This window comes from endosymbiont of Lamellibrachia barhami (assembly GCF_011947365.2).
Lineage (GTDB): Bacteria > Pseudomonadota > Gammaproteobacteria > Chromatiales > Chromatiaceae > QGON01.
The window spans coordinates 199647-223727 of record NZ_JAAVSH020000001.1 but is presented as its reverse complement, the minus strand read 5'-3'; the positions used below and the strand labels follow the sequence as shown (position 1 = coordinate 223727).

The 24081-nt window shown below is 56.5% G+C and carries 24 protein-coding genes and 1 pseudogene; 19 read left to right on the top strand and 6 right to left on the bottom strand.

All coding sequences use genetic code 11. The features are described from left to right. Together G9Q73_RS01015 and ccoS are read left to right on the top strand one after the other, a co-directional pair. Positions 1-975, top strand: a 975-nt coding sequence (locus G9Q73_RS01015) for a heavy metal translocating P-type ATPase (protein ID WP_177418089.1), incomplete at its 5' end; no start/stop codon positions are given. Positions 976-1041: 66 nt separating this feature from the next. Then, positions 1042-1245, top strand: a complete 204-nt coding sequence (ccoS, locus tag G9Q73_RS01010) for a cbb3-type cytochrome oxidase assembly protein CcoS (protein WP_177418088.1) — start codon at positions 1042-1044, stop codon at positions 1243-1245. Between the two features lie 24 nt (positions 1246-1269). On the opposite strand, the gene G9Q73_RS01005 is transcribed toward ccoS, so the two are convergent. Beyond that, entirely contained in the window at positions 1270-1956 is a 687-nt protein-coding gene (locus tag G9Q73_RS01005) for a hypothetical protein (protein ID WP_177418087.1), read from the bottom strand. A 94-nt stretch (positions 1957-2050) separates the two neighbouring features. On the opposite strand from G9Q73_RS01005, the gene G9Q73_RS01000 reads away from it, so the two are divergent. Then, positions 2051-2194 (top strand): hypothetical protein, encoded by a 144-nt coding sequence (locus G9Q73_RS01000; protein WP_177418086.1) that lies wholly within the window; start codon positions 2051-2053, stop codon positions 2192-2194. A gap of 75 nt (positions 2195-2269) precedes the next feature. Next, the gene (locus tag G9Q73_RS00995) at positions 2270-2800 is read left to right on the top strand and encodes a hypothetical protein (protein ID WP_177418085.1); all 531 of its coding nucleotides are present in this window, start codon (positions 2270-2272) and stop codon (positions 2798-2800) included. Here the strand turns inward: G9Q73_RS00995 and G9Q73_RS00990 are convergent. After that, positions 2797-3171, bottom strand: a complete 375-nt coding sequence (locus G9Q73_RS00990; RefSeq protein WP_177418084.1) for an Mth938-like domain-containing protein — start codon at positions 3169-3171, stop codon at positions 2797-2799. The two genes, G9Q73_RS00995 and G9Q73_RS00990, sit on opposite strands and share 4 nt — an antisense overlap. A gap of 151 nt (positions 3172-3322) precedes the next feature. On the opposite strand from G9Q73_RS00990, the gene alaC reads away from it, so the two are divergent. From alaC to G9Q73_RS00965, 5 genes are all read left to right on the top strand, one after another. Then, positions 3323-4534: an alanine transaminase gene (alaC, locus tag G9Q73_RS00985; protein WP_177421196.1), complete on the top strand. Its 1212-nt coding sequence runs from the start codon at positions 3323-3325 to the stop codon at positions 4532-4534. Between the two features lie 11 nt (positions 4535-4545). Then, positions 4546-5859: a homoserine dehydrogenase gene (locus tag G9Q73_RS00980; protein ID WP_177418083.1), complete on the top strand. Its 1314-nt coding sequence runs from the start codon at positions 4546-4548 to the stop codon at positions 5857-5859. Further along, positions 5860-6897, top strand: coding sequence for a hypothetical protein (locus G9Q73_RS00975; protein ID WP_177418082.1), 1038 nt, complete (start codon positions 5860-5862; stop codon positions 6895-6897). Further along, positions 6897-7280, top strand: a complete 384-nt coding sequence (locus G9Q73_RS00970) for a VOC family protein (protein ID WP_177418081.1) — start codon at positions 6897-6899, stop codon at positions 7278-7280. The genes G9Q73_RS00975 and G9Q73_RS00970 overlap by 1 nt, the downstream gene beginning before the upstream one ends. Positions 7281-7423: 143 nt before the next feature. Beyond that, positions 7424-7951 (top strand): REP-associated tyrosine transposase, encoded by a 528-nt coding sequence (locus G9Q73_RS00965; RefSeq protein ID WP_177421195.1) that lies wholly within the window; start codon positions 7424-7426, stop codon positions 7949-7951. Positions 7952-7982: 31 nt separating this feature from the next. Here G9Q73_RS00965 and pdsS read toward each other — a convergent pair whose 3' ends face one another. Together pdsS and pdsR are read right to left on the bottom strand one after the other, a co-directional pair. Beyond that, positions 7983-10055: a proteobacterial dedicated sortase system histidine kinase gene (pdsS, locus tag G9Q73_RS00960; RefSeq protein WP_177418080.1), complete on the bottom strand. Its 2073-nt coding sequence runs from the start codon at positions 10053-10055 to the stop codon at positions 7983-7985. 6 nt (positions 10056-10061) lie between these two features. Beyond that, positions 10062-10760, bottom strand: a complete 699-nt coding sequence (gene pdsR / locus G9Q73_RS00955) for a proteobacterial dedicated sortase system response regulator (protein WP_177418079.1) — start codon at positions 10758-10760, stop codon at positions 10062-10064. Between the two features lie 183 nt (positions 10761-10943). Here pdsR and G9Q73_RS00950 point away from each other — a divergent pair, with 183 nt between their 5' ends. Then, a complete protein-coding gene (locus G9Q73_RS00950) occupies positions 10944-11138 on the top strand; it encodes a hypothetical protein (protein ID WP_177418078.1) in 195 nt (64 codons plus the stop codon). A gap of 117 nt (positions 11139-11255) precedes the next feature. Here the strand turns inward: G9Q73_RS00950 and G9Q73_RS00945 are convergent, their stop codons facing one another. Beyond that, positions 11256-11624, bottom strand: a complete 369-nt coding sequence (locus tag G9Q73_RS00945; RefSeq protein WP_177418077.1) for a YajD family HNH nuclease — start codon at positions 11622-11624, stop codon at positions 11256-11258. Positions 11625-12694: 1070 nt separating this feature from the next. Between G9Q73_RS00945 and G9Q73_RS00940 the strand changes: the two genes are divergently transcribed. From G9Q73_RS00940 to G9Q73_RS00930, 3 genes are all read left to right on the top strand, one after another. Further along, the gene (locus tag G9Q73_RS00940; RefSeq protein ID WP_177418076.1) at positions 12695-13393 is read left to right on the top strand and encodes an OmpA family protein; all 699 of its coding nucleotides are present in this window, start codon (positions 12695-12697) and stop codon (positions 13391-13393) included. 138 nt (positions 13394-13531) lie between these two features. After that, complete coding sequence (locus G9Q73_RS00935) at positions 13532-15673, top strand: marine proteobacterial sortase target protein (RefSeq protein ID WP_177418075.1); 2142 nt, start codon at positions 13532-13534, stop codon at positions 15671-15673. Beyond that, complete coding sequence (locus G9Q73_RS00930) at positions 15670-16233, top strand: class GN sortase (RefSeq protein WP_177418074.1); 564 nt, start codon at positions 15670-15672, stop codon at positions 16231-16233. The genes G9Q73_RS00935 and G9Q73_RS00930 overlap by 4 nt, the downstream gene beginning before the upstream one ends. Before the next feature lie 133 nt (positions 16234-16366). Here G9Q73_RS00930 and G9Q73_RS00925 read toward each other — a convergent pair whose 3' ends face one another. Beyond that, positions 16367-18193 carry a C1 family peptidase gene (locus tag G9Q73_RS00925; RefSeq protein ID WP_177418073.1) on the bottom strand — a complete coding sequence of 609 codons (1827 nt, stop codon included), beginning with the start codon at positions 18191-18193 and terminating at the stop codon, positions 16367-16369. A 223-nt stretch (positions 18194-18416) separates the two neighbouring features. Here G9Q73_RS00925 and G9Q73_RS00920 point away from each other — a divergent pair, with 223 nt between their 5' ends. The 6 genes and pseudogenes from G9Q73_RS00920 to G9Q73_RS00895 all read left to right on the top strand — a co-directional run. Then, complete coding sequence (locus G9Q73_RS00920; protein ID WP_177418072.1) at positions 18417-19124, top strand: type 1 glutamine amidotransferase; 708 nt, start codon at positions 18417-18419, stop codon at positions 19122-19124. Further along, on the top strand, positions 19121-19849 hold the full coding sequence (locus tag G9Q73_RS00915) for a L,D-transpeptidase family protein (protein ID WP_369408801.1): 729 nt from the start codon (positions 19121-19123) through the stop codon (positions 19847-19849). The genes G9Q73_RS00920 and G9Q73_RS00915 overlap by 4 nt, the downstream gene beginning before the upstream one ends. A 7-nt stretch (positions 19850-19856) precedes the next feature. Continuing rightward, on the top strand, positions 19857-22190 hold the full coding sequence (gene mrcB / locus G9Q73_RS00910) for a penicillin-binding protein 1B (RefSeq protein WP_177418071.1): 2334 nt from the start codon (positions 19857-19859) through the stop codon (positions 22188-22190). A 212-nt stretch (positions 22191-22402) separates the two neighbouring features. Next, complete coding sequence (locus G9Q73_RS00905) at positions 22403-22900, top strand: hypothetical protein (protein WP_177418070.1); 498 nt, start codon at positions 22403-22405, stop codon at positions 22898-22900. 39 nt (positions 22901-22939) lie between these two features. Further along, positions 22940-23479, top strand: a complete 540-nt coding sequence (locus G9Q73_RS00900; protein WP_246344898.1) for an ATP-dependent DNA helicase — start codon at positions 22940-22942, stop codon at positions 23477-23479. Positions 23480-23803: 324 nt separating this feature from the next. Beyond that, a pseudogene (locus G9Q73_RS00895) lies at positions 23804-24081 on the top strand (ATP-dependent DNA helicase); the annotation flags it as partial.

The following is a 24081-nucleotide window of genomic DNA, read 5'->3' as shown; positions in this document are numbered from 1 at the left end:
TCACGTACTTCGTTCAATTTACGTATTGCTATGTCGGTTGTCCTGGTACAAATGGATGGTTGTGAATGGCGTGAAACTGATAGCGAGACGATACCTGCGGAAGTTCAGTCACTTATGACAAAACTGGCGTCCCTGGAACGCTACTCTGAGCATCCCACGGCGCTGGCAATCCTGTCATGGGCCGAATCGCAGGGATTGAGCTTTCGTTCGATGACGGCCACCGGCTTCGAGAACGAACCAGGGTTTGGTATCGGTGGCATTGTGGAGGGTGAATCGCTGCTGTCGGGTAGCAGCAGCTGGCTGCAGAAGAACCAAATCAAACTGCAGGTCTCTCTGGAGCAGCAGGCAGTAGCGCTTGATCAACAGGGCATCAGCTCTATCCGAATCGCAGTGGACGGCAAAGAGGTGGCGTTGATCGGTATCGAGGATCGGATTCGCGAAGAGGCGCCTGCACTGATTCGCGATCTCAAAGCGGAGGGTATGGAAGTGACCCTGCTGAGCGGGGACCGGCGTCAGGCGGCTGAGGCGATCGCCCGGCGTCTGGGGGGCATGGAGGTGATAGCCGAGGTGCTGCCCGAAGAGAAGGATCAGGTCATCCAATCGTTACAGGCCGGAGGAAGAAAGGTTGCTATGGTTGGCGATGGTGTAAACGACGCACCTGCGCTGGTGCGGGCTGACGTGGGGATCGCCATGGGGTCCGGCACCGATGTCTCCATTGCCAGTGCCGATATCGTGCTGATGAGCAGCGAGCTCGAGAAGGTTCGTCTGGCAGCCAGTCTCTCGCGACGGACCCTGAAAACCATCCGGCAGAATATCGGTATCTCTATTGCCTACAATCTCATTATGGTGCCGCTGGCGATGGCTGCAATCGTGACGCCCTTGGTGGCTGCGATCTCGATGCCCCTGAGTTCACTGGCAGTGATCGGGAATTCTGCCAGAATCCGTACCCTGTTCCGGGGCATCAAAGCCCGGTAAAATTCAGCTTACGAAACGACGCTGTTTCCGGATGGAAGCGGTTTTTTTACTTCACGGAGCACGGTTATGGAAGTCATTTATGGTTTGATTCCGGGTATGATCCTGCTCGGTCTGGTGGCGGTGGCAGTACTCTTCTGGGCTGCCCGCAGCGGTCAGTTTGACGATCTGGAAGGCGAGGCCCACAGGATTCTGATGGATGATGATATTGTCGTTAAAAAGAAAAAACCAAAAACGATGATGCCCGATGCCGAAGATCAGGATAAGGGTTGAGACTCGGCAATCGGGCAGCAAAAGTCAGTTTATAACGCGTTCTTTTTTTGCGGTCTCGTTGAGCCGGTCAATCAATGCGTCGATCTCTTTTGGCGGTACATATTGAAAGATCTCTTTGCCCTCGGGATTCAGACCGATGCTCAGCCCCATCTCGGGATAGATCCAGTGCACCACACCGGTTTCAGCTTCCGGAATCCTCTGTAGGGGTTCTCCAAAACGGCTGCTCAACAGCTCTGCTTCCAGGTTTGCATGGGGAATATAGTTGATCAGTTTTATGGGAAAAGTTGCTACCAGAAGGTGATCTTCACTGGCAATATCCACCTTTCGGGTGATTTCAGTGGTGCGGCCGATGCGGGAGCCCCGATCATGGATCTGCTGCAGGATCTCTTCATTGCCCTCAAGCACCAGGACGAAATCGGCCTTAAGACCGCTGAGAAAGATACGCTCAAAGTAGGCTTCAAGCTCAGGCTTTCCTGCTTTGGTAACAAACAGGCTGACCTTCCCTGGGTCACGCAGGATATCCCTGGCTTCCTGCAGAGTGCTGCTGCCAAGTTTCAAGCCGAATACCTCGGAACCCCCTGCTCCATCCACCTTGATGTCCCAGGGTAGTTTGGGGTTGGGATCCGGTGCGCGTCCTCCAGGTAGGATCAGGGCAAGCGCCAGTGCGACGAGGGTGAGGGAAAGCACCCACAAAAAGATCTTTTTTTCCATCGGTCATGAACCTTGGTTAATTGATAAAACACATCGTAGCGAGTGGAGTTCGGCGCTAAGATAAACAAATGTTCGGCAAAGTGGGGATTCTACAATGGGAAACGGTCTTTGGCTTATAACAATTCTCAAAGAACAGCCTTGGATTGGGTTGGTTGTCGGCTTCGCCCTCTTTCTGGCGCTGTTTGGACTGAAAAAATGGCTGTTCGCCAAGATGGACAGCAACAAAGAGTCTCCCTGAAGAGATGCATTTGGCTTCGTCTGGTGGTAACGTCTGGGGCTTTCTACCCCTGCCATTGGACCAGAGTCAGTTCAGATGAAATTCGAGATTGCCGAAGAAGTGGCCAGCAAGGCCAAGAATCCCCATGAGATTTTTCTTACCAATCTGATTGGCAACCATATCCTTTGGTTTGTCGCTGCCCTGGGTCTGGCCAATTCCTACTGGCAGCCCGTTGCAATGGTCCCCGTAATCTCCTTGTGTGTTCTGGCTTACACGATCTGGCGTGCGCGCCGCTCAAAGGAGATCGATGATTGGTACGTGATGTGCCACTGGCAGATTTGTGCCGCCCGCAGTCGAATTTTCATCTACATGCTGTTGCTGGGGCTGATTATATCGCTGTTGGGTTGGGTCGGTTATACCTACTTAGGCATGATGGAGGTGGCGGTTTATGCGCTGATCGGTGGTATAGGCGGGCTGCCGATCATGGTCACCGTGCTGGTGTTGATCCTGATGGAGTCGGATGCACTGCACCAGGCGATGTTGCAAAAACTGCCGGATCGTCTGGTCGAGCAGTATCCGCCACCGGAAGATATCGTGGTGGTGGAAGAGATCGTGTACGACCACTAGTGCGTTATCAGCAGGGCGGCTGCAACCCTGCGTCCCTCTGACATCAGGATATTGTAGGTGCGGCAGGCTGCGGCGGTGGTCATCGACTCGACGCCGATGCCCGAGTTCGCCAGCGGTTGCAGAAGCGATGGGTGGGGAAATAGATGGGTGGCTCCCGTGCCCAGCAGCAGCAGTTCCGGTTGCAGTGCAGCAATCTCCAGGAAATCCTCCCTGATCAGGGTATCGAAGGAGTCCGGACGCCAGTGTTCGATGATCTGCCTTGGTAGCAGAATCAGACTGTCATGATAGTCCATACCGCTGATATTGACCCGCCCATTTTCGTAGGCGTGGATCACGTACCCCTGGGATTGATCGTCCTGAGTAAATTTCATAGACAGAAGATACCGGATTCCTGCGGCTGAAAAAAGCACCGATTCAGGGCAAGTTTATGTGCTGTGAAATTGATATTTCACTGTCTGTCGGTTACCTTTATCCCTTTTGCCGACTCTAAATAGAGCAGAGGTATTCGTGTCTACGTCCGAGATGGAGAAGTTCCGCAGAATCGAGCGGCTGCCGCCCTATGTGTTCGCCATTGTGAATGAACTCAAGGCAGCAGCGCGAGCGCGGGGCGAGGATATCATCGATTTTGGCATGGGCAACCCGGATCAGCCGACCCCTCAGCACATTGTCGACAAGCTTTGCGAAGCGGCCAATCGCAAGGATACCCACCGCTACTCCATGTCCAAGGGTATTCCACGGCTACGGCGGGCCATGAGTCGCTGGTACAAGAACCGTTACGACGTGGATCTCGATCCGGAGACCCAGGTCATCACCACGATCGGTTCCAAAGAGGGTCTGGCTCATCTGGCTTTGGCCTGCATGGGACCGGGGGACTCGGTGCTGGTACCCAATCCGGCCTATCCGATCCACCCCTATGGATTCATCATCGCGGGTGCCGATGTACGCCATGTCCCAATGGTCGACGGTGTCGATTTCTTTGAGGAGCTGCAGCGCGCGATCAACGACTCCTGGCCCAAACCAAAGATGCTGGTGCTGAATTTTCCCGGCAATCCGACCACCCATTGTGTCGAACTCGATTTTTTTGAGAAGGTGGTGGAGATTGCCAAAGAGCATAATATCTGGGTGATCCACGATCTGGCCTATGCGGACATCGTCTTCGATGGTTACAAGGCGCCGTCGATACTGCAGATACCTGGTGCGGAAGAGATCGCGGTGGAGTTCTTTTCGCTCTCTAAGAGCTACAACATGCCCGGTTGGCGCGTCGGTTTCATGTGCGGCAACAAGACCCTGGTGGCAGCGCTTTCGCGCATCAAATCCTACCTCGATTACGGCACCTTCACCCCCATTCAAGTGGCGGCGATTGCAGCACTTGAGGGCCCCCAGGAAGTCGTGGAAGAGATACGCGATATGTATCAGAACCGGCGTGATACGCTTTGTGATGGCCTCAATAAGATCGGTTGGCAGGTGGCGAAACCCAAGGCGACCATGTTCGTCTGGGCGCCGATCCCTGAGTTTTATCGCGAGAAGTACAAGAATGAGGAGGGTGGCATCTCCCTCGCCTTCTCCAAGAAACTGCTGCAGGAAGCGAAGGTGGCGGTCTCTCCCGGTATTGGTTTTGGGGCGCATGGCGACGATCACGTGCGCTTCGGGTTGATCGAAAACGAACATCGTACCCGACAGGCGGTACGCGGCATTCGCGACATGTTTCGTCGTGATGGCCTTATCAGTAACTAAGGAGAATAACGTTGAATCCGGTCAAAGTTGGTTTGTTGGGACTGGGCACAGTGGGTGGTGGCACACTGAATGTGTTGACCCGCAATGCACAAGAGATTGCCCGTCGTGCCGGACGCGGTATCCAGATCACACATGCGGCAGCCAAGTCCTACGATCCTGAGAGTCTGCTCGGACTGGATCAGGTTGAGGTCTGTGATGATGCCTTTGCGGTGGTGGGCAATCCGGACGTGGAGATCATCATCGAACTGATCGGGGGTTACTCCCCGGCCCGTGAACTGGTGCTCAAGGCGATCGAAAACGGCAAACACGTGGTAACCGCCAACAAGGCGCTGATCGCAATGCACGGCAACGAGATCTTCGCAGCGGCACAGAAGAGGGGCGTTACCGTCGCCTTCGAGGCAGGCGTGGCAGGCGGTATACCGATTATCAAGGCGGTGCGTGAAGGACTGGCGGCGAACCGCATCGAGTGGATTGCCGGCATCATCAACGGCACCGGTAACTTTATCCTCACCGAGATGCGGGACAAGGGACGTGATTTCGACGATGTGTTGAAAGAGGCTCAGGCATTGGGTTATGCCGAGGCCGATCCCACCTTCGACGTGGAGGGCATAGATGCTGCCCATAAGCTGACTATCCTCGCTTCCATCGCGTTCGGTGTGCCGTTGCAGTTCGACAAGGTCTATACCGAGGGGATTGGCAAAATCGAACGGCAGGATGTGGAGTATGCGGAAGAGTTGGGATATCGCATCAAACATCTGGGCATGACCCGCAAAACCGGAAAAGGCATTGAACTGCGGGTTCACCCCACCATGATTCCAGAACGGCGACTCATCGCCAACGTGGACGGTGTGATGAACGCCGTGCTGGTGATGGGTGATGCCGTGGGTCCGACCCTCTACTACGGTGCTGGCGCAGGCGCCGAACCGACTGCCTCGGCAGTGGTGGCGGATGTGGTAGACATAGTGCGCGCGCTCACCACCGATCCAGAGAACCGGGTGCCGCACCTGGCCTTCCAGCCAGACGAGCTTTCCGACCATCCGATTCTGCCGATGGAGGAGGTGGAGACCGCCTACTATCTGCGTATGACCGTGGATGACAAGCCGGGTGTGGTGGCGGCTATTGCCGGTATCCTCGGAGACGCGGGGATCAGCATCGAGGCGATCCAGCAGAAAGAGCCCGCAGAAGGGGAGGTTCGTGTGCCGCTGGTGATGTTGAGCCACCGCGTGGAAGAGCGGCAGATGAATCAGGCTATTGAGTCGATTGAGGCCCTGGATGCTGTGGCCGGAGAGGTGATGCGCATCCGTGTGGAGCAGTTGGACGGCTGATTGATCCATCAGACCCCTAGCCTGCATCTGCTGATACCCGGTCTGCTCGGGCCGATGCCGTCGTTCGAGGCAGCGGGGTGCGAGGTGGGCGTACCGGCACTGGAGCGGATTCTGGCATGTGCTGACCAGGAGGAGACGCCTGGAAACGATCTGTCAACCACCCTGTTTTCCCTATTCGGTATGGCGGCCCAGCCAGACCGGGATCTGCCCGAGGGCGCGGTCAACTACCTTGGGAGCGGTGGCGCACCGGGTGAAACCTGCTGGTTGCGCGCCGATCCAGTACATCTGCGCCCGGACCGGGATCGCCTGCTACTCTTCAGCCCGGAACTGCTCGATGTTAAACAGGCTGAGGCGGATGAGATTGCCGACCAAATCAATGCGCATTTTGCCGCAGAGGGTATTCGTCTGGAGACACCGTTACCGGCGCACTGGTATCTGCACCTGGAAAAGTGTCCCGATCTGGTTACCTCAAGTTTGGAACAGGTGGTGGGTCGCAATATCGACTCTTTCCTGCCGAGTGGCCCAGATGCCGCAAAATGGCGTGCCCTGAGCAACGAAATCCAGATGTTGCTCTTTAATGCGCCGTCGAATCAGCAGCGTGAAGCGGAGGGGAGACCGACTATCAACGGTCTCTGGTTCTCCGGGGTGGGATTGCTACCCAGCCTGAAGAGTATTCCCTTTGAGCGGATCATTGGCGACGATCCCAGCAGCAGGGGATTGGCGCTGCTGGCAGGTATGCAACCCCAGGCGATCCCGGAAAATATCGCAGATGTCTGGCTTCCAGAGGGTGAGACTGTGTTGACTGTCACCGATCTGCTGTCGCCGGTACTGAATGCCGATCCCTTTCGCTGGGTTGAGCAATTGGCAGCGTTGGATAACAAACTGAAGCAGCTGACAGAATCGCTGAAAGCGCGAAAAAATGCCCGAATCCACATCTACCCCTGCAATGGAAAACGCTACACTTTGCAGAAAAAACACCGCTATCGTTTTTGGCGGCGCAGCCGCCCACTGGCTGGACTTTTGGACAGGAATCAATAATGGATGAGCTGATCAATGGTATGCACCACGTCAGCCTGATTGTCGTCGATACATCCAGGGCGCTTGGGTTCTACCGGGATCTGTTGGGACTTGAAGTGGATGAGTCCCGCCCTGACCTGGGTTATCCAGGCGCCTGGCTGAATCTGGACAGACAGCAGATTCACCTGCTGGAATTACCCAATCCTGATCCCCTGGAAGGAAGGCCTGAGCACGGTGGCAGAGATCGTCATCTGGCGCTGATTGTCAGCGATCTCGGCCGGTTGAAATCCCGACTCGATCAGGCGGGCATAACCTTCACTGTCAGCCGCTCTGGACGGCGGGCCCTTTTTTGTCGTGATCCTGATCAAAATGCCCTGGAGTTTGTCGAACTTCCTCCCGCCTGACGTTTTGGGGGGTTCTGCCCCTCGATTCCGCTAAGCTCCATCGCGGCTACAATGTAGCCCGCATGGAGCTTGCGGAATGCGGGAAAGCCTCTGTATTATCGTGCCACGATCTGAATATTGCTGATATTTACGAGGAGCCATGGATGGTTCACTATCGCCGTAGCCGCGTTCCTGGCGGAACCTATTTCTTTACCCTGACTCTACAGGACCGAACATCCACGTTGTTGGTCGATCATATCGACCTGCTGCGCCAAGCATGGCGAAAACATCTTCTCAATCGTCCTGTCGAAAACCTTGCGGTGGTGGTATTGCCAGATCATCTCCATGTTCTCTGGCGGTTGCCAGAGAATGATATGGACTACTCTTCTCGCTGGCGAGGAATAAAAGCAGAATTTACACGATTGCTGAGAAAGCGAGTGTTCATTGCATCGCGGAGGAAGGGAAGCGGATTTGCGTTGTGGCAAAGGCGGTATTGGGAGCATATGATCCGTGATGAAGAAGATCTACGGCGGCATATGAGCTATATCCATTTCAACCCAGTGAAGCATGGGTGTGTTTCGCAAGTAGTTGACTGGCCTCATTCAACCTTTCACAAATATGTGAAAGATGGTTTATATCCGGCTGATTGGGGGTATGGCGAATTATTAGCATTGGGTGAATTTGGGGAGTGATTGTCCTCGATTCCGCTACGCTCCATCGCGGCTACGGCTTGATCGCCAACACAAGATTCACAGAGACCCCATCCCCGGACTTCAGGTTTTCGGCGCTGGCACACCCTTGGTGAAACTCACCGATCAAGCGCACTAGATAGAGACCGAGGCCGAGATGGGTCTGATCACCGGCATGGGGACGGACAGAAACCATGGAGTCGAAGAGATGCTTCTGCATGGTCTCAGGCAGGGGTGGTCCCTGATTGATGACGCTGAGACGGACCCTGTTGTCGGTCTCCTGCGTCACCGCGAGTGTCAGAGGCGTCCCTGACAGGTGGAAATCCACTGCGTTGCTGACCAGCTTGTCCAGGGCCTGCACGATGAGTTCCGGAGCGGCCTTGATTACCACCGGATTGTCTGGAAGTCGGGTTTCGATGGTGACTTCAGGATAGGTGACGGCATAATTGTTCCGCATCACCCGCACCAGTTCCACCAGATCCAGAGGCGTTTTTTCCGCCTGCTGCAGGGTCTGCTCAAGCCGGGTCGCCTCACGCATGCGGTCGAGAATCAGGGTCAGTCTGTCGATACCCTCTGTGGCGCGTGACAGATAACGTGTCCGGGCCGATGGCTCCTCATCATGCTGCAGGTTCTCCAGGGACGATTTCACCATTGCCAACGGAGTGCGAAATTCATGGGAGAGCCGTGATGCCATCGCCTCGAGGTAGCGGTTGTACTCTTGCAACCGCTCCAGCACGCTGCTGAAACTGCGTCCGAGATCGCCGATCTCATCCGCTGTTTTTTCATGCCTGAGACTGTGTAAAATGCGCCCGTCAGGACTGACGGCATCCTCCACCCGGTTATGCAGGCGACGGATGCGTCCGGTGAGAAGAGTGGCAAACCCGAGCAGTAGACCGCCGGTGATCAGGAACAGAATCAGGGTGATCTGAAATATCCTCTTCAGGGCCTGCTGCTGCATTGTGAGGATGCGCTGGGTGGTCTGTTCCATGACCACTGCACCGGTTACTCCGCCGTCACCTTTGATCGGATAGGCGGCTGAAAGCACCACTGTCGACACATCACCGGCGCGGCGTCGATACACAGTCGGATTGCCCAGCAGTGCCTGGCGGATTTCAGGGCCATCCAGTCTTGCGGCATACTCCTGGTCGTCCAGGAAGTCGCTATCGGGTAGCGGCAGGATCAGGTTCAATATGCCGGTAAGCAGGCCCTTTTGTTGGCTGTTTGGTGTTCTCCCAGGGGCGAGACGGCCGTTCTGTCCGATTACCCACTGTTGCCGGTTGATGACACGGATGCGGCTCTCCTGATAGACGAAGCCGGCCAGCAATGTTTCCACATCTTCATATGAGGTGACGACAAAAGCCAGAGACCCGGGGTGCATCCGACCGGAGGTGGAGGCAGTCGTTGCCGATGTCCCATCCGCCTCCCCATCCCGATCAAACAACGCCAGAGAGAGGCGCCGTTTGAACAGGCTGTGTGGGATGCGCAACTCAAGGTTGTAACCTGTTTTCGTCTCCTGCCACTCCCCCCTGATGAGAGGCTGGCGGGGGGCGCCCGCCAGTGGTTCAGCAGTCACCCAGCCAGGGGCGGCGGTGGTGACCTGGAAATTTGCGATCTCTCCATCATCACCGATGAGGGCGATGCGCAGGTGGTCTCCCGCGTCTGCGCGATTATCGGTGGGGGATGGGTAGATCACGGCGTCGTCCTTTATCTGCAGCATCAGATAGAGATCGCCCTCGTAGATACCCATCAACAGGGAGAAAGCAGCGGCCTCCGGGTCTGTCTCACTGGAGCGGAAATAGCGCTTTTGTTCCAGCAGGGTTCTCCAGTCGTCTGTGTAACCGTCAAGCAGGATCGGCTGTGTGAGGTGATGGGCGTAGAGAATTGAAGCGGGATTTTGCGGGTCTGCAGGAATGGTCGGTAAGCTGGAGGATTGACTGAGCAGATTGGCAATGAGTTCGGCCCGGCCCAGTAGCACCTCTTCCTGGGAGGCGCGGAGAAAGGACTCGGTCTCGATGACATAGCGGTATCCAGCCCAGGGGATGGCCAGCAGGGTGAGGGAGACGAGCAGTAGTTTGAAGCGCAGTCCCTGATAGAATCGCCGCCGCATTTTTGATCAGCTGCCTGGCTGATGCCAGCGGTAGCCGGCGCCGTAGACGGCTTCGATAGCATCGAACTGTTCATCCACCTGCTGAAATTTGTGGCGTATGCGTTTGATGTGAGTGCTGATGCTGCTGGCGTCCACCAGGATGTTGGCGTCATCCATCAGTTGATCACGGTTACGTACATGACCGGGAAAACGAACCAGAGAGTGGGTAAGCCAGAATTCCGTAACGGTCAGGTCGACCGCTTGCTCCTTCCACGCTGTGGTCAGGCGATCTATATCCAGTTGCAGATCACCGCGTTGCAGAACCTGGTTTTCAGCCACCGGCTTCTCCATCGCGCGCATGCGGCGGAAGAGGGCGGCGATGCGGGCCGACAGGTGGGGCAGGCTGATCTCCTTGGTGAGGTAGTCGTCGGCGCCCAGACGTAATCCCGCAACTGTATCGAAGTCGTCATCCCGGGCGGTGAGGAAGATGATCGGCAGCGTCGATGAGCGGGCGCGCAGTTCACGGCAGAGTTCAAAGCCGCCATCGATCTCATCATTGAGGCCGATATCGAGAATGACCAGATCGGGCAAACAGTTTGCAAACGCGATTGAGGCCGCCTGCCGGGAACTGAACCCCGTCACCTGATAGCCCTGTCGGGAGAGAAAGTCGACATAGTTGTCCCGGATGGCGGCTTCATCTTCGACGATGGCGATCTGTTTTGGCATCTGCTTTTCGGCCTTAGGTGATTACCCATGAAGGGTTGGGTTATTACGCATAGACATCCTGACCTGAAAATATATCCTGATTAATAGGACTTTCGGTAATAAAAAAGATACCACGAAAGCGTGTACTACAGGCTCCTGACGAAACTAACGTCGTAGTGGAGTCTGGATTAGGGGATTATCGACATGATTGATCAAGGCACCGGCCATCAGGCATCGGTATATTGGGTCAGCTCGCTCTTTGCGGATGCAGGCTGGTATTTCAAGGAGGATGGCAGCCCAAGCCACGGGCCGTATATCGACGAGGCTCATGCGTTGGAGGCGGCCCGTGAGGGTGAAGCCTCGCTCGATTCGGCCCCGCCAACGCCAACTAACGTCTGATAGAACGGAATATACTAGGGCCTGTTAACGCTGGGCATCCGAATAGTGTTAACAGGCCCTGGGGTACGATTGCTGGTATTGACCCAAAGAGGGTTTTCGTGCGGGTGAGACGGGAGGTTACTCCCGCTCTTTGAGCATGGCTGCCAGATCCGCAAATGGATTATGGGTGGTGCTGCTCTTATTTGTGTCGGTCGAGGCATCGCCGTATTCTGAATCGATGTGGCGTGAATGTTCATTGTCATGGCAATAGAGGCACAGCAACTCCCAGTTGCTGCCGTCCAGCGGATTATTGTCGTGATTGTGATCGCGGTGATGGACCGTCAGTTCTCGCAGGTTTTCGCGGGTAAACTCGCGTGTGCAACGACCGCAAATCCAGGGATATATTTTTAGCGCTCTCTCGCGGTAACCCTTCTCCCGCTCTTCCCGAGCACTGCGAGCCTGTGCAACGATGCGGTCGAGCTTGTCCGAGGAATTTTCTGATGTCATGGTCGCGGTCCAAAAATAGATGATTTCAGTGACTGCCTGAAATAGAGTTTGTGGCTCCTTTCCATATTCGTCAAGCGGAACGTCATAGTCACCAAGCTAGCATCACCCCTGATATTGAACCGCCAGACGGGAGAAGTGACTAACAGTCTATTCCAATCCATAAATGAGTCTGAAACAGGGTAGTTGAAAGTCAGTCAGAGAAGCCATTCAGCCGACTTTCTTATTCTCTGTTCAAAGATGGCCTTGAAGAGTTTACGTTTGGCCACACACGTTCATCTGTTTGGCTGCTCATTGTCACTGTTAGCGGGGGTACAATTGCATCCAGTTTATACAAGGTGATGCATAAGCGGTAAAGTGTCTGCCTTAGGCAGAGTTTGAGCTTGTCATAGAGTGTTTAAATACTCCTCGTAGGGATAACGTTTTTCACCCTGCCTTACTGTGATGTGGAACAGGAAAGAGCAGGCGGTGGAAAGTGATGTAGGGATTAAAGTGTTGACGATGGAAGTCAGCCCCAGAGCTGTAGATTGCCCATCGACCGGGGATATGGTCATAGCCCAGGTGTTTACGGATCACAGTAACCGTTCTTTGACTCAACCAGCGCATTATCATTGGAATGGCGTGGGCGTGATTTGGTGAACTCGATGGTCAGTTTATTGAGCAACTTTGCCACGGTCTGATTGATGTGTATTCCGAGCCGTTATCAGCGCTGAAAACCCAGAATGGGAAGGGGCAACGTCGCCATGATCTCTTTCAGTATAAGTCACCATGGGTGACCATCATGAACAGGAACTCCCTCTTTTCAGACTCATTTCACGCTGGAATCGAGCCCTTCGTTCAGACTCATTTCATATTGGACAAGACTCTAACCCCGTTTGAGAAATATCCAGGGATGCCTCAAAAGGGCGATTCCCCCTACTGCCACCCTCCTGCCATTTTTCGCCATGACTTCGCCAGTATTTTGCAACCGGCCTGTCATTTCATTCGTCTGTAATACCCTCAACCCGGCGCAGGTAAAGGTCTGCCGTTCTCCGCCAAGGATGGCGCGCTGGAATAATTCAGAGGGAATTATCATGAAAAGAAAAATGCTCAGCTTAGCAATTATGGGGTTGCTCTTTACCACGCCACTGCTGGCCAATGCGGCTGAAAAGTCTGCCGCCGACAATGTTAGTGAACTGAAGGGGCCAGCCATCGGTATGCTGATTGGTGGCGTGTTTGGCGGTCCCCCGGGTTTGGTGGTGGGCGCCATTGGTGGGGCTCTGTTCGGAACGATCGACGGGCAGAAAACAGCCTTGAGTCTGCAACAGGATCAACTGGCAGATACCCGTCAACAGGTAGATCAGCTGCTACAGCAGAGCGGCAGTCAGTCGGAGCAGATCGAACGGCAGCTGCGTCAGCAGAAGGATCGGCAGCAGGCAGTGGCGGAGGGTTTCTCCTTCTGTCTGCAGTTCCGCACCGAAAGCGCGGATCTGGAGCCTCGTTTTCAGCCGCAGCTCGACGCCCTGGCGGGCATGCTGAATGCCTTTCCCGATCTCGACATCCAGATCCTCGCCTCGGCGGATCATCGGGGCAGTGACGACTACAATCGGGAGCTGTCAAAATTGAGGGCCGAAACCGTTTCCCGGCGGCTGGTTGCTGCCGGGGTGGATGCAGGACGCATTCAACAGCGAGTTGAGGGTGAGGGAATGGCGCTCTATCCCTCTGTGGATCTGGAGGGTCTCGGTTTCGATCGTTTCGTGCTGCTCTCGTTTGTACCGGGATCGGGACGGTGAAGCGCTGTCCGCAGCCTCTGAGTGAGGCATTTCTTTACGGATCGCCGGAACGGATCTCAACTCAGTCGGCCAGGTGGTTATCGGAGGAGGAGATTCGGGCGATAAAAGGAAACAACCCGCAGCGGGGAGGGCGCAAAGATGAGCCATTCACTCATGCAGGCGGGTGATAACGTTGACGGGCCGGTCCGGATCGATCTCCGAAACCGGGAATTCGTCAAGGATATGCTGCTGACACTGATTGCCGCCATAGGTGCAGGTCTGGCGGGATCGGTGTTCTTCATCCTGCTGGTTCTCAGTACCAGCGGCAGTGCGCTGGCGGCAGCCGAGGAGGTGACTCGCGGCACCCTCAATCTCTACTCACTGGATGGCCGGCGTATCGATGATGCCCCCAACCTGAGCACCGATGTGGAGATGCAGATCAACGGTATGTTGGCACGGGTAAAGGTGGCGCAGCACTTCAGTAATTCCAGTCAGGATTGGGTCGAGGGGATCTATCAATTTCCCCTGCCGGAGGATGCGGCGGTAGACCGGTTGTGGATGCGCATCGGCGAGCGGGTCATCGAGGGCGAGATCCAGGAGAAAGAACAGGCCAGGGCGACCTACGAAAAGGCCAAGTCAGAAGGACGCAAAGCAAGTCTGCTGAGTCAGCAACGGCCCAATATGTTTACCGCGTCGGTGGCAAATATCGGGCCGGGGGAGTCGATTCTCATCGAGATCGAGTACCAGCAGAGCCTGGGTTATGACCAGGGACGATTTCAGATCCGTTTCCCACTGGTTATCGCACCGCGTTATATCCCCGGCATCCCCATAGTGCCGGAGGAGAGCAGTGGTTTTAGCGGCACGGGTTGGGCTGCGGATACCGATCAGGCGCCCGATGCCAGCCGGATCACACCCAGTGTGGCCGATCCGGCCCTGGGTCCCATCAACCCGGTAGCCATCGCAATACAACTGGATGCGGGTTTACCGCTGGCATCTCTGGAGAGCCGCTACCACCCTATCGTCCATACCCAGGATGACAGAGGGCGATATCAGATCGGCCTGAAATCGAAACAGGTTCCTGCGGATCGGGATTTCGAGTTGACCTGGGTGCCAAAGGTCGGAGTTGCCCCTCATGCTGCTCTCTTCACCGAGTTGTGGGAGAACGAGACCTATGGACTGTTGATGGTGATGCCGCCCCAGGGAGATGCTGTGATACCAACCCAACCACGGGAAGTCATCTTTGTGGTCGACACCTCCGGCTCCATGCATGGGACCTCCATCGCCCAGGCCAAAGCCGCGCTCAAAATTGCCCTGCGGCGTCTGCGGCCGGAAGACCGCTTCAACATCATCCAGTTCAGCAGCTATACCCGCGCCCTTCATCAGCATGCGGTGGATGCGACACCACGCAATCTCAGACAGGCGTTGGACTATGTTTCGTCCCTGCGGGCCGATGGCGGTACTGAGATGCTGCCTGCGCTTGAGTTGGCCCTGGATGGCAGGGAATTCCATGACCGGCTGCGCCAGGTGATATTTCTCACCGACGGCAGCGTGGGCAACGAGGATGAACTGTTTAAAGTGATCCGTCGGCGTTTGGGGGCGAGTCGCCTCTTCACCATCGGCATCGGTTCTGCGCCCAACAGCTTCTTCATGTCCCGGGCTGCGGAGTTTGGCCGTGGCAGCTTCACCTATGTGGGGGATCTGGAGGAGGTCGAGTCACGTTTGGCGGCACTCTTTCTAAAACTGGAACAGCCTTTGCTGACCAATATCCAGTTGCAGTGGCCTGATGGCGCCGAGGTGGAGGGCTATCCGAATCCACTACCTGATCTCTATGCGGGAGAGCCGATCCTGCTGGCGTTAAAGGCCGACCAACTACAGGGTCAGCTGACCATCAAGGGTGACAGGGCCGGAGAGTCTTGGCAGCGGCGTATCCCTCTACGGGGTGGTGGTGATCAAACCGGTGTGCATCTGCTCTGGGCAAGGGCGAACATCGCTGAACTGATGGCCCAGCGAAATCGCGGCAGGCCGGAGCCGGATGTTCGTAAAGCCGTCCTCGAAGTGGCCCTGAAACATCGTCTGGTCAGTCGATACACCAGTCTTATTGCAGTAGATAAAACCCCCACTCGCCAGCTCGAAGAGATGTTGAAAACAAAACCGATGCCGACCAACCTGCCTCACGGTTGGACGGCGAACAAGGTGTTCGGGCGAATGCCTCAAACAGCCACTCCCGCCTCACTGCATCTGTTGATTGGTCTTTTACTACTGCTGAGCGTGTTCGTTCTGACAGGGAGACGCAGGACATGAAGCGGTTATTGGTGATAACCCTCCTGATGGTGGCCGTTTGGCAACTGGCTGCCGGGGGATGGATTCACGCCAAGGCCTGGCTCTCCGAAGTCCTGATCGCCGATGCCTGGGAAGCGACCCAATCAGCATCCGATCATGTCCCCCCCTGGGACTGGGCCGACACCTGGCCGGTGGCGAGGCTCTCGGTGCCTGGGCTGGAGATAGAGCGCTACATTCTGGCTGGAGCCAGTGGCCGCACTCTCGCTTTCGGACCGGGTTGGATCGAAAACAGCGCCCGTCCCGGCAGTGCGGGTAAAAGTATCATCAGCGGCCACCGGGACACCCACTTTCGCTTCCTGCAACAGTTAAAACAGGGCGATCGGCTGGTGATCGAACGCCCTGATAGGCGGCTGGTTCACTACGCAGTTTTAGAGCAGAGCGTACATCACGAAAACGAGACCGGACTGCTGCAACCCGATGGACAGAATCAGTTGTTACTTATTACTTGTTATCCCTTCGATGCCTTGCTGCCGGGTGGTTCCCAGCGTTATGTGGTGACTGCCGAAGAGTTGGTGATGTGACACTGCGGAAATCTACCCCTCAAACGTAGGCCGGTTCAAGCGCAGCAGAACCGGCAATCCAGGCGTTCTGCCAATATGCGAGCGCCCGATCCGCTGCGCTTGATCGGGCCTACGTTCTGCCTATTTCCGGCGGTCAAAAATCCAGGTCATCCTCTTTGAATTCACGCTTCGGTTTTTTGCCGAGGATGGTTTTCAGGATGTCGTTCATGGTGGCGGGGTCGTTGTCGAAACCGCCGTGGCTTTCACTGTTGCTGCGTTTTTCTTGCCCGTCCTCCCCTTTGCTGATGATGATCCTGATATTCTTATCCTGGGGGAGCGGGTCGTTATATTCCACCATACCCACGATCTGTTCTCCCAGTTCCTCTTCGCAGGCCAGTGAGACGTAGTAGAGCAGTGACTTGCGATAGACAAAGGCGACGTTGTCATCCAGTTCCAACTCTTTGGAGAGACTGTAGATGCGCAGTTGCTTGACCAGCTTGCCTATCTCGGGTGAAAAGTTTTTCCTGAACAGATCGACGGTGGCGGCGGGGGCCATCAGGCTGCAGCTGGCGATGGATGTTTTCTCGCTGGCTTTCGGTAGTGCCTTGATCAGCCAGGCCAGCAGGATGGCGCCGGTGCTGTGGCCCACTAGGTGGATCTTCTTGGGCTTGTCGCTTTCTGTCAGGGCATCGAGAAAGACGTTGAGGGTCTGCATGCCGCCACGGGCATTGCTGCTGAAGGGGCGTTTGGCGCCGAGTTTCATCTCCCGCCAGAGGGCGCGGCCAAGGGGACGGGTCGACTTCTCAAGCAACTTGTCGGTGTAGTCGGTAAAACCGGCAACCTTCTCACCCCCCTCTCTGTGGCGCCGCAGCAGGATGTCTTTGAGCTCCTCCAGCAGTCCCGTGTCGTACATGAAGTGGAAGGGGTAGATGCGATTATCCTTGAAGACCTGTTTCATCGCCTTGATACGACGTGCTGAGTCATAGATGCTGTTCAAGCCGCCGTGGGCGTAGAAGAGCAGGTGGTCGTAATCCTCGCTGTCTGCGACCAGGTCAGCGGTTTGCCGCAGGTCTACCTGTTTGCTCCAGTAACGCCCCTGGTCGTGCAGATCACCATCGTCGATATGTACGAAATGGCCGGCGATCTCTCCCCGGGTCGGACGTTTTTTGAAGAGGGAGAAGTTCTCGCCGGTCTCATTGCCATTGGCATGCGCCACCCCAGGAAAGATGTTTGGCGTGGGCAGGGCGAGCCGGACCACCCAAGCGTCTTTGATATTGGCCTGCCAGTCCTCGTAACTCCAGAGGGCGAGGCCGTCTTTTCCCCAGCCCGGGCCCCAGGAGTTCTGCACCAGAAAACCCGCTTCGTTGTAGCCGACGATGGCAAAGGCATGTCCGCCCTGGGGCTGGTCCCGAAAATGTATGCGGCCGCTGCGGACGTTGCGTGGCCACCAGCCGGAGTGGACGTTGGCGGAGACGTAGATCACCCCGGTTTCGTTCAGGGCGGCGTGGAAATCAGCAATATTGTGTTGTAGACGGTAGTAGGCGCCAACGGTATTGTTGCGTGCGTTTTTGGCGCGCTCGATGGTCAGGTGGGAGCGGTCTTCGCTTCGATAGGGCCAGAGTTCATCACTGCAGACACCCATACTCTTCCAGCCCTGAATAGCACCCCGGCAACTGGATCCTGAGTATGCCTCGCCTGGCCAGCGGTCGAATTTTTTTGCCATGTTGTAGAGCATGCGGGCGCTGACCCTGATATCGCTGTCCCGTTTCTGATTCAGCATGTTGATGACTGCCGCCAGACCGAAGCCGGTGCAGGCGCCCTCCTTGCCCTGATCCAGAATCTTCAGACTGACGTAGTCGGGTTCCACTACCGATTTGAGTTGTATCAACGACGGTTGGTAGAAGTGGTCCCGAGAGTCCGGGGTGTCGTTATCGGCATTGAGCTTGTAGCCGTCAGGTGTTTCGAGAATCTCTGCGGACATGGCAATCCCCTTTATAGTGATGTTTTATCCATTCGGCGGTGAGTGCGGGCGGAAATAAACGACTCAACAGATAATCCATAGTTCAAGAGTATCGACTCTGCAAGGTTAGCAATCCTGTTTTCCAATCAATGATGGATTATTCGTAAAGTGGAGTGTTCAGATGGTTTCTAATCCTTGTTTCCGCAGTTAATATGGAGTTCTAAACCCCGCTGTCTGAGTCAACGTGAAACCGATCCGCATCTTTCGCCATATCGCCTGTGAAGGCCCCGGTTATCTTGGGGAGTTCCTCGATCGCCATCAGGTTTCCTGGGAGCTGGTGTGCATCGATGCTGACCGCCCGGTGCCGCCACAGGTGAATGATGTCTCCGGGCTGGTCTTTATGGGAGCTCAGGCGAGTGTGAACGATTCGCCGGCGTGGCTGGATGCCGAGCTGAAACTGATCCGCAGGGCACACCAGGCCGGGCTGCCGATGATGGGGATCTGTTTTGGCGGGCAGTTGATGAGCAAGGCGCTGGGCGGTGAGGTCACTAAGGGTGATGGGATGGAGATCGGCTGGTATCCGCTGCAGCGCATCAATGGTGAAGAGCGCTCCGGTTGGCTTGATGGACTTCCAACCACCTTCGATACCTTTCATTGGCACGCCGACACCTTCTCTATGCCCCCCGGCAGTGAGCCGTTGCTCAAGAGCCAGTGTTTCCGCAATCAGGCCTATATTTTTGGCGACCATATCGGCATGCAGTTTCATCTGGAAATGACAGTGGAGATGGTGGAGGCATGGCTGTCCAAATATGGCCGTGATCTGATGTTGACCTCCCGCTGTGCACAATCCTCCACCACCATTACCGATGATCTGTCGGCAAAGATTGAACAGTTGCATCAGGTTTCTGATGTGATCTACGGTAACTGGCTGGAACGGGTTCGACGCAAGTGAGACTGCCGCTCCTGTTGTTGCTGCTGTGGAACAGCCTGGTTCTGGCAGAGGTTTCGGCAATCATCGACCCTGATCTTAATCGCGCGTTTGGGCGTTACGCGCCTGCCGCCGAAGCGGTACTGGAGAGACGTTTTCATCACGCAGGGGTTGATTACCCGCCGCAGCGGGTCCAGTTTATCGCATTGAAGGATCGCCGCATCGTGGAGTTGTGGGTCTTCAGCGATACTCAGTGGAAGCATGTTCACGATTACCCCGTGCTGGCTGCCAGCGGAGTGAGCGGGCCCAAACTGCGGGAAGGGGATCGGCAGGTGCCAGAGGGTTTCTACCGCATCGAGGCTCTCAACCCCAATAGCGCCTTCCACCTTTCGATGAAACTCGACTATCCCAATACCTTCGACTGGGCCAACGCCTCGGTAGAGGGGCGGATGCAGCCGGGGTCGAATATCTTTATTCACGGTAGTACCTGGTCTGCCGGTTGTCTGGCAATGGGAAATCGGGCGATCGAGGAGCTTTTTGTGCTGGTCGCACGCATCGGCGTGGAGCAGGCCGGTGTACTGATCGCCCCACGGGATTTTCGCCTGCACTCTGCCGCAGTCAAGCAGAATAGCGTACCGTGGGTCAGGGAACTTTACCGCTATCTCGCCGCACGTTTGCAGCAGTTTCCTTTGGCAGCCAAGGTGGTCCCCTGTAACAGCGAGTGCGATCGTCTGGCAGCGGTGCACTGACTCTCTTATGGCTAAACGCAGGAAAAAGCGGGGCAGAGGGAGCGCCCGGCGCGCTGCAACGTCATGGAGGCGCTGGGTCTGGCTGGGCCTGGTGGCGTTGATCTTCAGCGCCACACTCTATGTACTCTATCTCGACCGGATCGTGCAGGTTCGTTTCGAGGGACGCCGCTGGGCTGTGCCGGCACAGGTTTATGGACGACCGCTGCTGCTCCGGCCCGGTGCGCCGCTCACTGAAAAACGTCTGCGTCAGACGCTGGATGGATTGGGTTATCGCCGGATCAAACACCCCGACAATGCCGGCAGCTACTCCAGCTATAAAGGACGTTTCCTGATTCGTACCCGCCCGTTTCACTTCGCCACAGGCCAACGGGGTTCCGACTATCTGGAAGTCCGTATCGCGAAGGGGCATGTCAAGACCCTGAAACAGGCGGCGAACGGCAAACGTTTCGACAGTTACTTGCTTGAACCGGCGTTGATCGGCAGCCTGCATCCGGCCCACAGTGAGGATCGGGTGCTATTGCGGCGCAGTGAGTTGCCGGAACTGCTGGTGTCGGCACTTTTCGCCGTGGAGGATCGCCATTTCCAGTCTCATTTCGGTCTCGATCTGCTGGCCATAGGCCGGGCGCTGATAGCCAATATTCGGGCCGGAGGGGTCGTGCAGGGGGGGAGCACATTGACCCAGCAACTGGTGAAGAATTTTTTCCTTACCAGAGAGCGCTCCCTGCTGCGAAAAGTGAATGAAGCGCTGATGGCGGTGATTCTGGAGTTTCACTACAGCAAGGATGAGATTCTCGAAGCCTACGTCAACGAGATCTATCTGGGGCAGGATGGCGGCCGTGCTATCCACGGTTTCGGGCTGGCAAGCCGCTTCTACTTCAATCGTCCATTGGCTGAACTGGATCTGCCAAGGGTGGCACTGCTGGTGGCGCTGGTTCGTGGTCCGTCGGCTTACGACCCCAAACGTCATCCCGAACGCACGTTGAAACGCCGCACACTGGTACTGAATCTGATGCAGGAGCAGGGCGTCATCAGCGCCGGCCAGGCAGCGTCGGCATTAAAGGCGCCCTTGGGGTTGCAGAAAGGCCGGGCGGGGGCCGGTAGCTATCCTGCGTTTCTCGATCTGGTGCGAAGGCAACTGCGGCGGGACTATGACGAAGCAGATCTCAACAGTGAGGGGCTGCGCATATTCTCCACCCTTGATCCCTGGGTACAGGAACGGGCGGAGCAGGCGCTGAGCAGTCAGTTGAAACAGATCGAGAAACGTCCTGGAATCAAGGCCGGTACCCTGCAGGGTGCGCTGGTGGTGGCGGATGTGGAGACGGGAGAGGTCAGTGCGCTGGTGGGTGATCGCAATCCCCGCTACGCTGGTTTCAACCGTGCGCTGGATGCAATACGGCCGGTGGGTTCGTTGATAAAACCGGCGGTTTTTCTCACGGCACTCTCCGAGCCTGGGCGATATACGCTGGTCACTTCGCTGCAGGATAGTGCCATTCGTCTTAAAGGCTCGAACGGCAATATCTGGTCGCCCCGCAACTATGATCGTAAGAGTCACGGCAAGGTCCTGTTGCAGGACGCGCTGGCCCACTCCTACAATCTGGCGACCGTGCGACTGGGCATGGATATAGGTCTGAAAAAGGTGACGGCAACCCTGCGGGATCTGGGTGTCGAACGGCCGTTGAATATCTATCCATCCATGCTGCTGGGTGCGGTCTCCCTCTCTCCCCTGGAGATGGCTCAGATGTATCAGGCGCTGGCGACTGGAGGCTTGCTGGCCCGACTGAGGGCGATCATTGCGGTGACGGATGCGCGCGGCAGACCGCTCTCCCGCTACTCTCTGTCTGTGTCTCAAGTTGCCGACAAAAAGGCGGTTTTCCTCCTCAGCAAAGCCCTGCAGCAGGTGATTTTCGAGGGGACCGGCCGGGGGCTTGTGAACCAGCTCTCCAATGTGGGGGGATTGGCCGGAAAGACCGGGACTACCGACAAGTTGCGGGACAGCTGGTTTGCCGGGTTTGACCGCCGGCGGGTGGCTGTCGTTTGGGTAGGTCGCGACAACAATAAGAGTACGGGTCTCACCGGCTCCAGCGGCGCTATGCGTGTATGGGGAGACCTGATGCGGCGCATCGGTGTGTCGCGCCTGGACGAAAAGATGCCGCAAGGCGTTGTTCCGGTTGCCATCGACCTGCAATCGGGACTGCTTGGCACTGGATGTGCGGAGGCGAGACTGGTGCCGTTCATCCGTGGCAGCGAACCGGCGCGGCGGGCGAAATGCGCCTCTGCCCCAAGCAGTGGCGAGACCTTTGTTGATGACAGTATCGACTGGTTTCAGCAGTTATTTCGGTAACCCGAAAATCCAAAAGCAGGCCGGTACAAGCGTAGCGGAACCGGCAGCCGATGCGTTTGATCAAACCAAGATCGCCCGATCCGCTACGCTTGATCGGGCCTACGGTTGATTTACAAAGAATAGTAACAACATAACCTTCAGCCTTTTATCCTGTGCCACAACCCCTACATTCAGATACAATTCCCCCTATAAAAGCCCATGAGGAACCCGGCTTGAGTGTCTACGCCGCCGACAAACTGATCGCCCAGGCCCGTCTGCTCGCGGCAGAGTATCGTCGCACCATGGGCAAGCCACTGCCCGGCATCAGCAATGAGATTGCCGAACATGACGCGGTAAAATTGCTGCGGCTGAAACCGCGCCCCGAAGGTGAGACCGGCTACAATGCCATCGACCCGTCACGGGACGGCTGGCGGGTGCAGATAAAATCCCGCACCATCTTCGACGAGAGCAAGTCCGGACAACGTATCGGTCAACTCAAACTCGACCGGGAGTGGGACAGCGTGGTGTTGGTACTCATGGACGAGGAATATGAACCCTACGAAATCTACGAGGCGGATAAGGATGAGATCCTCGAGTTCGTCAATGACTCCAGCAGCAGCCGGGCCAAGCGTGGCGCCATGTCTGTGGCCCGTTTCAAGATCATCGGTCGCCTGGTCTGGACCCGCGAGGATGGACTCGAATCCGAGGTCTGGGACAACCAGTCCGGCTGAAACCTTGATTGTTATCCAGGTGCATCCGGGAAATGCTTCATGACCGATATTGCCGAGATCTTTGGGCCTGACGGCTGGCTCGCCCGGCGCATCGACGGCTTCTCCCACCGTCCGCAGCAACAGGCGATGGCGGAGACGATCAGCCGCATCCTGAATGATGGCGGGGTGCTAATCTGCGAGGCGGGTACGGGGACGGGCAAGACCTTTGCCTATCTGGTACCGGCGCTGATGTCGGGTCTCAAGGTCATCGTCTCCACGGGTACCAAGAATCTGCAGGACCAGCTGTTCCATCGGGATCTGCCACTGGTGCGGGAGAGCCTCTCCAGCCCTGTCTCCGTCGCTCTGCTCAAAGGGCGTGCCAACTACCTCTGTACCTATCGCATGGAGACGGCCATGCTGGAGGATCGGCGCTTGAGTGCCGAGCAGAGCGATCAACTGCAGCAGATACGCAGCTGGTCGGGACAGACCAGAAGCGGCGATGTCGCCGAGATGTCGGCAATCCCTGAAGATGCCGGTATCTGGCCGGTGGTGACCTCCACCACTGAGAACTGCCTGGGTCAGGTGTCCCGCCCACAGTAAATGCCATCTGGTGGAAGCGCGGCGGCGTGCCCAGGGAGGCGGATCTGGTGGTGATCAACCACCATATATATACCGATATGGCGTTGAAGGACGGGCTTTGGTGAGCTGTTGCCAGTACGGGCTTCTTTATTCTGGATGAGCGCATCAACTGCCGGATGGCGGGTAACTTCTTCGGCATGAGTCTGAGTGGCCCGCCAGTTGCTCGATCTGGCCAGGGGACACGATGGCGAATATCACCGTGAAGCGGGGATATGCCGAAGATCGTGGATCAGGCCGATCGTCTGAAAAAGGTCACCCGGATCTGCGTCTCACTTTGGTCTGGAGATGCGGCGTGGTGCCTGGTCGATGGAGAACAACCCGGCGGTGGAGGCCGGGCTGGAGCGGATGCGCAGCGAGCTGGCGATTCTGGGCGACATGCTCGAAGCCATCGAAGGACGAGGCAAGGGCCTCGACAGCTGCCGTGATCGCTGCAAGGAGTTGTCTCGCGTCTGGATCAACTCTTCGATGAGAATGAGAACACAGGATATCCGTTGGTTCAGACCCAGCGCGAACTTTCGACTCAACCGGACGCCACTGGGATCCGCTATCTTCCGGGGCGGATA